The organism is Legionella longbeachae (assembly GCF_004283175.1).
GTDB lineage: Bacteria > Pseudomonadota > Gammaproteobacteria > Legionellales > Legionellaceae > Legionella > Legionella longbeachae.
Genome location: NZ_RXNW01000001.1, coordinates 261,202 through 275,294, shown reverse-complemented (window position 1 = coordinate 275,294; position 14,093 = coordinate 261,202). Strand labels below are relative to the sequence as shown.

Genomic DNA, 14,093 nt, shown 5'->3' with positions numbered 1-14,093 from the left:
CTCCGCCTTATAGCGTACCTTTAAATGGCTCCCATCTTTTCGAAAAAGTAATGATAAGCATCGAAGCTCCCAGTTCTTTAAGACCTGATTCGAAGCACTCACCGAAAAAAGCAGCTTATGACAGCATTATTTTTTCGTTACAATTTTTTTTACAATGATACTCTTTATTATATCGCTGCATTCTAAGAGGAATGCTCCATCTCCATGAGTATTAACAATATTCATTTCACAGTGTGAAAAAGTTATTTTCATTATTGTAGATTAATCTTCAAAATGGTTAAGGTTTTTAAAGTAGAATGTGATGTTCTTTTAAAATCCCTTAATTACTCGCCAAAAAAACTATGGTAAGTTAGTAAATTTAGTTATTATGTAAATTAATTAGGATTTTGCGGTTTTTCAATGCGCTCTATTGTTATTATTTTTTTAATATTTATTTGCTCTGCATTTACTCATGCAAACGAAATTAATATTTCCACGACAACCAAAAATGGAAGTACTATTTTTTTTCTGCAAGCAGGTGCTTTCAATTTAGAAAAAGATGCACAGCAACGTAAAAAAGAGCTTTCTTTGCTTGTGAATGAGCCAGTAGAAATTAAAAACTTATCTGATAAAAAACTTTATCTTGTACAGATTGGACCCATTAGTGATTACCTTGCTGCACGAGATTTGCAAAATAAATTATCTAAAAAAGTCAATTCAAATATTAATCAACAAGTTACTTCATTCGCTCCCCCTAACGAAACTGGAAATACAGAGGAGCAAGCTCAACCACTACCTGGTAACAGCAAATTATGGAATTTAAGAAACGCTGACATTCGCGCGGTTATAGCGGAAGTATCAAGAGTTACTGGCAAAAATTTTGTCATTGATCCTCGCGTTCAAGGAAAAATATCGATTATTTCTTCAACGCCAATGAATAATAATGAACTTTATCAAGTTTTTCTTTCAGTATTACAAGTATCTGGCTATGCAGCTATCCCAAGCGGGTCTGTTATTAAAGTTATTCCTAATATAGATGCAAAAACACAATCCCCTGATATTTTGGGTGAAGTACAGCATCATCCTCATGGGGACGACATGATGGTCGCTGTAGTACCAGTTCATTACGTCCCGGCAGAGCAATTAGTTCCTGTTTTACGGCCATTAATGCCTCAATGGAGCAGTATTTCAGCTTATGCCCCTTCTAATATGCTGATTTTATCAGGTCGTGCCAATAATATTCATAGCCTTGCTGATATAATCAAACAGGTAGATAATTCATCTACTAGTGGAATCGATATGATCCATTTACGCCATTCATTAGCTATGGATATCGCCGCTACCTTGAAAGACCTGGTAAAAACTCAACCCAATATGGGGGGAGCACGGGCACAAACAACCATCGCCGCCGATGATCGCTCCAATTCTATTCTAATCAGTGGTTCTAAAACTGACCGAATACGAATTAGAATGTTGATCTTAAAACTGGATAAAGAAAGTTCCGAAGGCCTTAATGCGAATACTCAAGTCGTTTATCTTAATTATCTGAGAGCAGAAGATTTAGTACCTATCCTTGCTGGTATCGCACAAGCAAACTTTAGCGGTAATGTTGGCACAACTATTGGAACAATAACACGGCCAGCATTAGACAGTACAAATCCTGCCTCTAATCTTGCCAACAATAGTAATAATGCAACCACACAAAGTTCTACATCTCTTTATCCTGTATCCGGTGGTTCGCTAACTCCATCAGGTGCAACTGCAAATACAACATCGGCAACAACTCAAAATGAAGGAACAACGAAACCTACAGTACAAATCATTGCAGAACCCAACACAAACTCCATCATTCTCAATGCCCCCCCATCAGTAATACATATTCTAAAACGAGTCATAGGGCAACTGGATATTAAACCCGCACAGTTACTTATCGAAGCACTTGTGGCTGAAATTAATCAAGATGATGTCAATGATTTGGGTATAGAATGGGGCAGCAATCAGCAAACCGGAAAACCAGGTGGCTTTAGAAATGGCTTTGCGATCATCAATAGTAAAACTCAAATTGCAGATTTCCAGGCACAAATTTATGCTTTGGCAAGAGCACATAAAGCCAACATTTTATCAACCCCCTCTGTTGTGGTTCTTGATAACCGCCAAGCTAAAATCCTGGTAGGAAAACAAGTCTCTGTTGCTTCCACAAATTATCCTAACAATGCTGGAGGCACAACACCTGCAAGCCCCTATACAACGTTTGATCGAGTCAATGTTGCGTTGCACCTTTATGTCCGCCCCCAAATTACGCGCGGGAATGGAATCCAGATGCAAATCGATCAAGGCAATGATACTTTAGATCCACCAGCTACTGCAGAAGCATCTGTGAATCCAACTTTTAGAATCAGCAGCATCGTTACTTCAGTTCATGTTGAAAGTGGTGACATTGTTGTCCTGGGAGGATTAACTCAAGACAGATTAGATAATGACAATAATCGTCTACCTGTTCTAGGAGATCTACCTGGTGTCGGTCGTTTATTTAAACGTAATATAAATACCCGAGAAAAACGAGTTCTTATGGTTTTTATCAAGCCTATTATCTTACGTAATGAAAGGGATACGATGCATCTATCTGGAGAAAAATATAATAATATTCGCCAATATGAATTAGATTGGCTAAGGTCACAAGATGCATTTGTACAAAGTAATAATTCAACAGTCATGCCCGCATTAAAACGTGCTGACTTACCTAAACCGTTTAGTCGTCCACCTTTATTAGTGACCAAGTAATGGAACATGAAGAGAAATACCTACAAATCCCTTATAGTTTTGCAAAAAACAATGGGATCGTAGTGGCAAATGAAATGACCAATAATCAGGCTACCGTTTATTATTTGTCAAATACGTCCCTGCAAGCCCTGGCAGAAGTAAAACGTTTATTACAATGTGAGTTTTCTTTAAAAAGAGTAGATGAGTCTGCTTTCCAGCAAGAACTAGCTCATGTTTATCAATCTAAATCATCCATATTGGATGCTGCGGGAGGCATGGAAGAAGATATGGATCTTTCATTACTCGCCAGCCAACTTCCTGTTAGCGAAGATTTATTAGAAAACCAGGATGATGCCCCAATTATACGTTTACTAAATGCTTTGTTTACTCAAGCAATAAAACAAAAAGCATCCGATATTCATATTGAAACCTATGAAGACAGAGTCTTGGTACGCAATCGTATTGATGGTGTTTTACATGAAGTTTTAGAAATTCAACGTGCCATTGCTCCGCTGGTCATTTCCAGAGTAAAGGTAATGGCGAAATTAGATATTGCAGAAAAACGCATCCCACAAGATGGACGTATTTCACTACGCATCGGTGGCCATAATATCGATGTACGTGTCTCTACTCTTCCCTCTAATCATGGGGAACGCGTAGTTTTGAGGATCTTGGATAAACAAGCAGCCCAATTAGACTTAAATCTGTTAGGTATGCCTCAATCGACCCTAAAGGCGATGCGGAAAATGATTGCAGAACCTCATGGTATAATCCTGGTAACAGGGCCAACAGGATCTGGTAAAACAACTTCATTATATGCCATGCTTACTGAACTAAATCAAGTCACACGAAACATACTTACCATTGAGGATCCAATAGAATATGATCTTGAAGGTATAGGGCAAACCCAAGTTAATACTAAAGTGCAAATGACCTTCGCTAAAGGGCTAAGGGCTATTCTCAGGCAAGATCCTGATGTAGTCATGATAGGGGAAATTCGCGATCTTGAAACTGCTGAGATTGCAGTTCAAGCCAGCCTTACCGGACACCTGGTACTGTCTACATTACATACAAATAGTGCATTAGGGGCGTTGACTCGCTTACGCGATATGGGAGTAGAGTCCTTTCTTTTATCATCCAGTATTGTTGGTCTTATTGCTCAACGACTCGTTAGAAAATTATGTTCCCATTGCAAAACTCCGCATCAATTAAGAGATGATGAAATGGAACTCATGGGGCTTACGCCTGAGACGGACATATCCAAAGTCTTTGAACCTAAAGGTTGCGACCTATGCAATCACTTAGGTTACAGAGGAAGAACGGGAATTTATGAACTTATCACTATAGATGAAGTATTAAGAGGCATGATCCATCGTCATGAAGATTTACAAACTATGGAAGAACATCTACGTCCAACTAGTCCTAGCATTCGCGATGATGGTTTTAAACGCGTACTTGCTGGCGATACTTCGCTTGCTGAAATTCTTCGAGTCACAACACAAAGTTAAAATAGACCATACCTTGGGCAACATACAATATATAGGAAAGTTCTCACAGCACACCTCTGCTACCACTCTTGATTTTTATATTTAAAACTTTTTTATTATCTTTAAGAACCCACAAAATATTAAATAACGCCCAAGTTGAACTATAATTCAACTATATAAGCATAAAATGTAGTAGGAGATTATGATATGTCTCGATCACGCGTTGAAATATTAAAAGATATTGGGAGTGCCAAGGAATCCACAGAACAAAGACGTGTAGGAAGAATTTCCAAAAAAACAAAATTATTAGAAGAAAATAATCGAGAAACCAAAGAAATATCCAGGGCAGTAATGAGACACCCAGACTCCGAGGTAATTCAACAGCTTGAATTTACTCGTCAAAGAATGGCCGAAGAATTTGGCAAAATGCCAGATGAAGCACTTACCTGGCTCTTAGGGGGATCATCTGAGATGTCCAGAGGCGGTTTTCAAGACAGTACAACAAAAACGGCAGCACAAAAATTTAGAGAATTTTTGGAGGCTGAGCCAGGTACCATTCCTCCGCAAAGATTAATCACTGGAATTGAAACAATTGGAACAGCGATGGGCTACAGAGCGATTCATGCCTCCTGGGTTGTGCCCCCTTTTACACCTGAAACTCCTGCTCAAAAAATGATGGATGATAAAATTCAAGAGGTTATGAAGGATAAACTAACCAGACCTATTGGAGATATTTATACTGCTCGTGCTAAAGATGATATCGCCAAAGAACTCCTTAAACCTAACCCCTCATACGAAGGCAGCATCATTACTGGTGAGCAAGAAGATGTATCTTCCGCAAGTGAAAATGAAGAAGAAGATCAACTACCTCAAAAATCATTAGATTCAAGGAAATTTAGAAGTGAGGTCCGCAAAGGATTTCCCTCATGGATAGGTGCGGCCGTGGAAGGTGGAATTGAAATCAGGGGACATACCTCAGGCACTTGTCCATTGACACTGTCTGCAATCGATGGCCTATGTTCCTCTGGAAAAGGTCCCAGAAGCACGTGGTTAGATGATAACTCTAATTTTGAGTCACTGGCAGGAGCACTCACTGTCGCTCCCTTTCAACGTGGTGATTATCATACTATTGTAGAAACAGCCGCGGGAGTTAATCACTATTTAATAGAAAGAGCCATAAAAAAAGGAGAAGATGTAGAAAATACTCCCCTACAACCCTACGATGCCTTTAAGTATGGAATGTCCATGTTAGTAAAGGCATCTTCAAATGACAAGGCGTTGCAGACTGATAATTTATCAATACGAGAGGCAATTCAAGAGCAATCAGAAGCAGTCATTTCCCGCACTAAGAAAATAGACTCGAAAATGAAAGAATATAATCCTCAAAAACCAGAAGAGTTTTATGAGGATCTCCTTAAAAAATCGAGCGTCTTTAAATCTAAATTAACAAAGGCCATCAGCCACAAAGAAAAGGATTATGAAGATGGATATGAAGCTGATGTAGAAAAATCATCACGCTCCTCTCGTTTTTCAGGTTTTAAAGAAAGAATGAGGCAAACTTGCAAAGAGCCTCAAATAGAGCATGATGATGGGTATGAAGCAGATAAAGATAGACCTACTTATTAAGAAATTGATACCCCCTGAGCTTAATAGCAGTTTGATATAAAGATCTATATATCAAACTGCTGACTTCATTGTGCCTTTATTAAGCTCCGCCAATGAAATAACTTTGATTTAGCACCCCAAGATTTGCAATTCTAACTCTTGGTATACATATAAGCCCCTGTTCTTCTACTTCAGGGACAATACTATGCTCAAGAATCTCAAGTAAAGCGTTTCCTAACTCTGATTTCATTGCGGCTCGTTGTTCATTTTCCATCCAGTAAAGTTGGAGGTAAACTTTTGCTGACTTGGGGTTATTAAAACCAATATAAGAATAGATTTCTTGAATAACTCCACTATAAGCAGTATTCACGTCCATATTGGGTACAATTCGCAGAGTATTATGAACCTTTTCGAAAAGACTTTTAAAATTAATAAGATTTGCATTTATGTTTTGAGAAATGGTAAGTGTCAACTGAGGCATTATTAATTCCTATATTTAATTTATTCGTTACAAATTCAGTATATTATCTTTGTTGAACTTGCAGATCGAATTTATACTGGCCTTCTCCAATAAACCAGTTCCTAATAGTCAGACAGGTACTACGCTATTTGAGTTCTGAGCGAATGTTGTATCCAGGATCTTATATTTTTTTTATAAATTAAATTATTTGTATACGCTACGCCCTAACCTCCTAACGCAAGACACAATTTAACAGTATCGTGATAACATTGAGCTTATGCCCGGATATAGCCTAATCGAGCCAGTGCATAATCCTGTTCCGGATTAAGGATTTCTAAATCATCAACATATAGAGAATATTTATGAGAATATTGATAGAAAAAGCGGCGTACATTGTAGGGCGCGTTGACACGCCCTATAGATCTTTTTGTAAATAACTTTTCAATAAGTTACTCAAAAAATAGAGCCTTCTTTTCTGTTGCATGCGATCCTTATTTATGATGGCGTATGCTATAACTCTCATCAGAGTTATAAGTGTCCTTGGCTAAAATTGTATCGATTTTAGCTGAGAGCTTATCCCCTAATCCAGTACGATAATCCAGATAATTATTCCAACAATAATCCGTCAATTTTTGTAGAATTTGCTTGTAATTGTTGTTTGACTCAGCTTTATCGACAATTAACTTTATACACCTATAATCACCTGCAGATGGATCAGAGCGTTTATCTTTGAGCAAAAGATCCACGATATCTAAATGACCATTATAACAAGCTTGTTGTAGTCCAAAGGAGTCAGTAAGACTTGGTGAGAATGAATAATCTATGGCTTGAATAGAGGGAGAGCTTGGATTAACTCTTTTATCATTTAAAAAAAGTTCTACGAAATTACTATAACCTAAGCCACAGGCTTCCTGAAAAGCATCATTGATTTCCTTGTCCTCAATATAGCTGTTTGATAATCTGGTTTCAACTTCATTAATGTTTTTAGAACGCACATATTCAATTAATTTCATAAACTTTCCTTTTGTATAGAAATAAGCAGCGATTATAACATAATTAGATCAATTAGTAATTAGTATGATCAATTATTACCTATCATGATTAAGGATAGCATACAAAAGTGGTGTTCATTTTAACTAAGGCGTGTTGACCATTCATCCCCACCACCTGCGTGCCGCAACTTGTCCGTGGCATCCAGACACTCTTAGGCAATGGCAGGTTTCTTCATCTAGATCACGCCATTCTGGATTAAGCTCCTCAATCCAATTTAACTTCCATTGTCTGCACCAATTTTTGAAACGTTTTTCATGTCGAGCAGCTTCTGCATAGGCTTCATGAACCTCATAATAAACCAATAGATGCACATTGTGCTGGGCTGTAAATCCTGGAACCCTATTCTTTTTATGCTCCCGGACTCGTTTCTTTAAATCTGACGTTGAACCGGTATCTAGTGTACCATTCCGCCTGCTTGCCATAAGATAAACATAAAATGACTGCATCCTGCTTCAACTTGTCATACCTTGTGGCAAAAAATTGCTGTTAATCTACTGTAATCGAACAGTTATCTCCAAGAACTACCAAAGTTACTGTACTGTCTTTTGTTAAAGTTTTAGAACCACAAATAATATCATCCCCAAAAGGTGTGTGCTTTCTAAAGCCAAAAACATATTTCTTATTCGAAGGTCCTCTACCTAAGTATGATTTCCCTGCAGTGCCGCTTTTTTTTCCTTCTACTACAAATCCCAATGCCGCAGCTGATTTTTCATTTGTTTTCACCTGCACTCGAATGGTGTCGTTGGCGAAAATACCCGTTGAATAAAAAAAAGAAATAAGGCAGCTCAATATTATTAATAAACTCCGTTTCATAATACTCTCCTTGTAATTATGATATTTACTATAGCCTATTTTTTGCAGTGCACATTAAATACTATCCCAAGCGGACAAAAACTCCTATGAAAATCAAGTGCTAATGGTTACTATATAAGTAATTTTATGATGATAAGATGGAAATTAGGTTATTGTTAAAGGATCTATTATGTGGCTAATCAGAGGAATTGCTTGCTTGAGCTTATATGCATTAGCATCCTGCACTATCTCTCTGCCTCAACAAAAACAAGTTGAACATATAAAAGCAGTCCCCAGCATGGAACATGCCATTAAAAAAAGTCTGCAAAAAAAGAAAGTTTTTTCTCAAGGACAATGGCCAAACAAACAATGGTGGTTGTCTTATAATTCTCCTGAACTTAATCGCCTTGTCACAGAAGCTTTAGGTTACAACCCATCTATTCAGGAAGTTAAAAAGCGCATTGAGGTAGCGAAACAGCAAGCGATAGTTACACGATCGGTGCTTTTCCCGTTAGTCTTTTTTAATGCAGATGAGAACAGACAATATATCAGTCACAATGGACTATATCGTGCGTTCAATCCCTCATTTCCTTTAAATGCCAACTTGTTAGATCTTTCACTTTCATTTAATTATGAAATTGATTTTTGGGGGCAAAACCGTAACCTCTTTCGTGCTGCTCTGGGAGAAGCAAAAGCTCAAGAAGCAGAAGCAGCTGAAGTAGAATTAATTACAAGTACCGCAACAGCACAGGCGTATTTCGCATATAAAACAAATCTGATTAGAAAAGAACTATATGTTCAATTAATCAGCGTGAGACAAAAAATTGCAAAATTACAAAATTTGTTAGTACAAAAAGGACTTTCTTCAAAATTACCTGCATTAGAAACCTCAGAAAAACTACTTGAAGCAAAAAAATTACTTTCGAGTATTACCGATGAGCTTACAGCAAATAAGCACTTGATTAATACTTTAACCGGACGTGGGCCTGATAGTCCATTGTCAATCAATTCCTCACTTCCAAGCTTGCCTAAGGCACTGAATATTCCCCAAATACTACCATTGGATTTTTTAGCTCGCAGGCCTGATCTTATGGCGCAAATTTGGCGTGCCAAGGCTTTGGCCTATAAAACAGGGGCAGCAATGGCTGAGTATTATCCCAATATAAATCTTGTGGGCCTTCTTGGTCTGGAAAGTACAGGTTGGAAAAAACTTTTTGATATCTCCAGTGGTACAGCAGCGTTTAGGCCAGCATTAAGTTTGCCCATTTTCACTGCGGGAGCGATAAGAGCCAATATCAAAGCAAGCAAAGCACAATTCGATGCAGCAATTGATGCATATAACAACTTGATCCTATACAGTACCCAGGAGGTCCTTGATGTCTTGGCATTTGCGGAAGACATTTATCAACAAAAGGTAGAACAAGAACGTGTAGTTGAATTGGCAAATCAACGTTATGAACTCAGTTCTTTGCGCCAGAAAAAAGGGCTAGATAGTCTATTTGATCTTTATTTTTTGCAAGAAGAGGTCATTCAAAAAAGGATTGTAGATGTTACTTTACTCTATAACCAATACCTGGCCTCAATAAAATTGACCAAAGCCTTAGGAGGCGGTTACTACCAAAATACGATACCCTTGGTGAAAAACTCATGAAAAAGAAATCCCCCTCTTTTTATTTTGCGATCATTCTTCTAGTTTTGTTTCTTATTCTTTTTTTATATTGGTTTTTTGTTTGGAGAAATCAGGCTTATACTAATGATGCTTATGTCCAGGGAAACCAGGTTTATATCAAATCCTTACATCCTGGATTTGTTACAGGTATTTATACTGATGATAGTTTTCTTGTAAAAAAAGGACAGCTGATTGTTTCTTTAAATGAAACCGACGCTCTAATCGCGCTTGAAAAAGCGAAAAAAAAGCTAGCTCAAACAGTACGTGATGTATGCCAGGCATTTCACGATGTATTTATATTGGCAGCAGACATAGACGTAAAAAAAGCTGAACTTTTAAAAGCACAGCAAAATCTGAAACACCGCTATGATGTAATTGATGCCAAAGGGGTTTCTTTGGAAGATTATCAGCATGCACAAGACGATCTTAAAGCCTCAATAGCCTCTCTAAAAAGCACTAAAAATAATTACCAGAAGATGCTCGCATTTGTACAAGGCACTTCGATTATTGAACATCCCTGGGTACAGGAAGCAGCACAAGAAGTACGTGATGCCTGGGTGCAATTATATCGATGTAAAATTTATGCTCCAGTAGATGGTCTTGTAGCGCAAAGAACCATTCAAGTAGGGATGTGGGTCTCCCCTAATGATCCGCTGATGTCCATTATTCCCATGGATCAAATCTGGGTTAACGCCAACTATAAGGAAACACAGCTAAAAAAAATGCGCATTGGACAAAAAGTTAAATTTACTTCAGATCTTTATGGTTCCAGTGTTGTGTTTCATGGAAAAATTGTTGGTTTACCTGGAGGAGCAGGTAATGCCTTTTCATTATTACCCCCTGAAAATCTCTCCGGAAATTGGATTAAAATTGTCCAAAGATTACCTGTTCGAGTGGCTCTAGTACCAGATGAATTAAAAAAACATCCTCTTCGAATTGGTCTCTCTTTAGAAGTTACAACTGATCTGTCTTATCAAGATGGTCCTTTAGTACCTACATCTAATTCGGACTCGCCTCATTATGTGACTGATATTTTTCAAAAAGAAGAGACTGGTGATAAAGAACTAATCGCAGAAATTATTAAGAGTAATTTAGATCCGAATCTTCAGGCATATGCTAATACCCCTCTCATTTTAAATAAATTTGCTTTAAATGAGCGAAGAAAATAATGATTCTCTATATTTTGCTCTTAGCACTTGCTGCAGTCATTTTTAATCTCACCTTACCAATAATGGCTGGTCTTTATATTGTAAGTGATCTAGGGGGTAGCCCCTATATGACCTCCTATACCGTCAGTTTTTTTTGTATCGGAAATCTCTTGGGAGTCCCTTTGGGAAAACCTGCAGTAACACGTTTAAGCCCCATACAGCTTTTTGTAGTCTGTCTCAGTTTAACCGCTTTATGCTCTTTGGGATGTGCCACCGCTACCAATTTTTTTTATTTTATCTTATTTAGGTTTTTAGAAGGATTCGCTTCGGGAGCAATGTTTCTTCTAATTACGTGTACACTTATCCCCTTGTTATCTTCTAATAAGGATAAAGTCTATATTCTTTCCCTGGTCTTAATTTGTCTTTCAATAATTCCAGTCATTGGTGCATCATATGGAGCATGGATTGCTTATGACTATCATTGGCGATTTCTATTTTTTTCTAATGTGCCTTTATGTGTCTTTTTAATTGTGTATGTTGGCTATGGTTATAGAAGATATCATGAACCCGTAAAAGAAGTCGTTTTTGATAAACTTGGATATTTTTATTATTGTGTCAGCATGGTTTTTATTGGGACTGCGTTGACAACGGCTCAAGAATTAGATTGGTTTCGTTCTTCCCTAATCACTTTTTTACTGAGTTCAGGAGTGATAAGTTTTATCTTCTTTGTTTTACGCAGTTGGTCTGCTAAAAACCCAATCGTAGATTTAAAACTGCTGAAAAATTTTTATTTTTCGCTAGCCATGATCTACATTGCGTTACTATTTGCAATCTATTTCGGTATGGTCATTTTGCTGTCTTTATGGCTGAAACTCTATGTCAATTACACTCCAGATTGGATTGCTTTAATTATAGGAACAATGGCTTTTTGTGGATGGATCCCGGTTGTTCTTAATAAAAAACAATATAAACCATTTCCTCCATTAATAATTGCCCTCCTTTTTTTTGCCATTTCTTGTTTTTATACCAGCTATTTTAATGTAGATATTAATTTCAATCGAATTGCATTTTCTCGAGCCCTGTCTGGCATTGGACTTGCGCTATTTTTATCTCCCCTCTTCCAATTATCAATACATACTTTTCCTGAAACAAAACTGGCTGAATGTATTTGCTTTTTCCATGTATCACGATTAATTGGAAGTGGATTGGGAGTTGCGTTATTCTCCATTTTATGGCACAGGCGAGAAGTTTTTTTTCATTTGCGTTTAGGCAGCAGTTTAACCGCATTTTCTCAGGAAACCCAGTTATTTCTAACCCGAGCAAAACTTTTACATATTCAAGGAAAACATGCTTCTGCTCAATTAAATTACTATTTGACCCGACAAGCAACTGCTTTAGCATTAGACGACTGCTTTTATCTCATGGGGTGGATAGCACTTATTTTGATGATTTTTTTAATCATCGCTTTTTTATTTCGCTTAAAAAGTACTAGAACATCAATAAAAAAAGATGGAACCCAGCGATTAATACTGGAGAGATCGTGAAATTTAATAGATCCTTACTGACGCCGCGGCCTCTCAATCACATCCTGTCACCTTAGGCACAAGTAAGGGAGAAGAGAAACAACAAATCTTACTCTAAATTTTATTTTACAGTGCCCTGTAATAGGCTCGCTGCTGTAGAAAAGCTGAACCTCTTGCAATGGTTTCGAATTTTGCTACCTTCCGCAAAAGCGGAAGGTCTGAGTCCACTATTACTTTAAATTTATTCTACTTTACGCCAAGTAGTCCCATTTGCGCCATCCTCTAATTCGATTCCTCGACTTAATAAGTCTGCTCTTATCTGATCCGCTCGTTCCCAATTACGCTCAGTGCGTGCTTGCAAGCGCTCATTAATTAATTGTTCTATTGATGCCTTGTCCTCATCATCTAATCCTGACTGTAAGAAGGACGAAGGATCTGTCAGCAACAGCCCCATAGTATTTCCCAGATATTTCAACGTAGCCGCTAATATAGGTGAATTACTTTTATTAACTTCATGACTAAGCTGAAACATAACAGATAATGCAACTGGGGTATTAAAATCATCATTCATTGCTTGATTAAATTCGTTTATCCAATGATTATCTAATTCACCATCAGCAATAAAACGACTATCTTTGATTGTTTGATACAAGCGAGTTAATGCCTTTTTAGCATTAGCCAGGTTTTCTTCAGAATAATTTAATGAACTACGATAATGACTACTTAAAAGAAAATAACGCACTACTTCTGGATGATGTTTTGCTAAAACATCGGCGATAGTAAAAAAATTACCCAATGATTTTGACATTTTTTCATTATTAACTTGCAACATTCCTACATGCAGCCAATAATTTGCAAAAGGCTTTTCAGTTGCAGCTTCGCTTTGAGCGATTTCATTCTCATGATGAGGAAATTGCAAATCCAAGCCTCCCCCATGAATATCAAACTGCTCACCTAATTCACTCATCGCCATTGCTGAGCATTCAATATGCCAACCTGGTCGTCCTTCCCCCCAGGGCGAAGGCCAGCTAGGCTCGCCTTGTTTTGCCTTTTTCCATAAAACAAAATCCAACGGTGAACGCTTTTCCTTGACAATTTCAACTCGGGCTCCAGCCATTAACCCCTCTAGATCCTTGTTTGATAATTTACCATAATCAGCAAATGAATTGACTTGATAACATACATCACCATTATCACTAAGATAAGCATTCCCTTTAGCAAGTAACCGTTCAATTAAATGGATTATGCTATGAATATGGTCTGTAGCACGTGGCTCTACATCCGGAGGTAAAATATTTAACGCCTGCGTATCCTCATTCATTGCTGCAATATATTGAGCAGTCAATTCATCTATAGGTATCGCCCGTTCATGTGCACGTGCAATAATTTTATCGTCAATATCCGTAATATTACGGATATATTTCACATCATATCCCTGGGAACGCAAATAGCGGACAATGACATCAAAAGCTACCATAGAGCGAGCATGGCCGATATGACATCGATCATATACTGTAATACCACAAACATAGATACCAATTTTTCCCGGTGAAATAGATACAAATGGCTCTTTTGTTCTAGTTAAAGAATTATATAAATGCAACATATTTGCCCCTT

Annotated in this window: 11 protein-coding genes; 6 read left to right on the top strand and 5 right to left on the bottom strand. The window is 37.6% G+C overall.

Annotation, left to right across the window (positions count from 1 at the left end):
* Positions 1-399: 399 nt before the first annotated feature.
* From lspD to EKG34_RS01085, 3 genes are all read left to right on the top strand, one after another.
* On the top strand, positions 400-2,760 hold the full coding sequence (lspD, locus tag EKG34_RS01095; protein WP_003632108.1) for a GspD family T2SS secretin variant LspD: 2,361 nt from the start codon (positions 400-402) through the stop codon (positions 2,758-2,760).
* Positions 2,760-4,247: a GspE family T2SS ATPase variant LspE gene (gene lspE / locus EKG34_RS01090; protein ID WP_003632109.1), complete on the top strand. Its 1,488-nt coding sequence runs from the start codon at positions 2,760-2,762 to the stop codon at positions 4,245-4,247. Before lspD ends, lspE begins: the two co-directional genes overlap by 1 nt.
* 186 nt (positions 4,248-4,433) lie before the next feature.
* Positions 4,434-5,852, top strand: coding sequence for a hypothetical protein (locus tag EKG34_RS01085; protein ID WP_003632110.1), 1,419 nt, complete (start codon positions 4,434-4,436; stop codon positions 5,850-5,852).
* A gap of 79 nt (positions 5,853-5,931) precedes the next feature.
* Here EKG34_RS01085 and EKG34_RS01080 read toward each other — a convergent pair whose 3' ends face one another.
* From EKG34_RS01080 to EKG34_RS01065, 4 genes are all read right to left on the bottom strand, one after another.
* The gene (locus EKG34_RS01080; RefSeq protein WP_003632111.1) at positions 5,932-6,312 is read right to left on the bottom strand and encodes a hypothetical protein; all 381 of its coding nucleotides are present in this window, start codon (positions 6,310-6,312) and stop codon (positions 5,932-5,934) included.
* Positions 6,313-6,782: 470 nt separating this feature from the next.
* Entirely contained in the window at positions 6,783-7,304 is a 522-nt protein-coding gene (locus tag EKG34_RS01075; RefSeq protein ID WP_003632112.1) for a hypothetical protein, read from the bottom strand.
* 141 nt (positions 7,305-7,445) lie between these two features.
* Positions 7,446-7,790: a GIY-YIG nuclease family protein gene (locus tag EKG34_RS01070; RefSeq protein WP_012979004.1), complete on the bottom strand. Its 345-nt coding sequence runs from the start codon at positions 7,788-7,790 to the stop codon at positions 7,446-7,448.
* A 40-nt stretch (positions 7,791-7,830) separates the two neighbouring features.
* Positions 7,831-8,157: a hypothetical protein gene (locus tag EKG34_RS01065; protein ID WP_003632115.1), complete on the bottom strand. Its 327-nt coding sequence runs from the start codon at positions 8,155-8,157 to the stop codon at positions 7,831-7,833.
* Between the two features lie 169 nt (positions 8,158-8,326).
* On the opposite strand from EKG34_RS01065, the gene EKG34_RS01060 reads away from it, so the two are divergent.
* From EKG34_RS01060 to EKG34_RS01050, 3 genes are read left to right on the top strand one after another with little or no spacing between them, the layout of a single operon-like run.
* Positions 8,327-9,787, top strand: coding sequence for an efflux transporter outer membrane subunit (locus EKG34_RS01060; protein WP_003632116.1), 1,461 nt, complete (start codon positions 8,327-8,329; stop codon positions 9,785-9,787).
* A complete protein-coding gene (locus tag EKG34_RS01055; RefSeq protein ID WP_003632117.1) occupies positions 9,784-10,974 on the top strand; it encodes an HlyD/EmrA/EmrK family protein in 1,191 nt (396 codons plus the stop codon). The genes EKG34_RS01060 and EKG34_RS01055 overlap by 4 nt, the downstream gene beginning before the upstream one ends.
* Positions 10,974-12,497: an MFS transporter gene (locus EKG34_RS01050; protein WP_012979003.1), complete on the top strand. Its 1,524-nt coding sequence runs from the start codon at positions 10,974-10,976 to the stop codon at positions 12,495-12,497. Before EKG34_RS01055 ends, EKG34_RS01050 begins: the two co-directional genes overlap by 1 nt.
* 220 nt (positions 12,498-12,717) lie before the next feature.
* Here EKG34_RS01050 and cysS read toward each other — a convergent pair whose 3' ends face one another.
* Positions 12,718-14,082, bottom strand: coding sequence for a cysteine--tRNA ligase (cysS, locus tag EKG34_RS01045; RefSeq protein ID WP_012979002.1), 1,365 nt, complete (start codon positions 14,080-14,082; stop codon positions 12,718-12,720).
* Positions 14,083-14,093 lie beyond the last annotated feature (11 nt).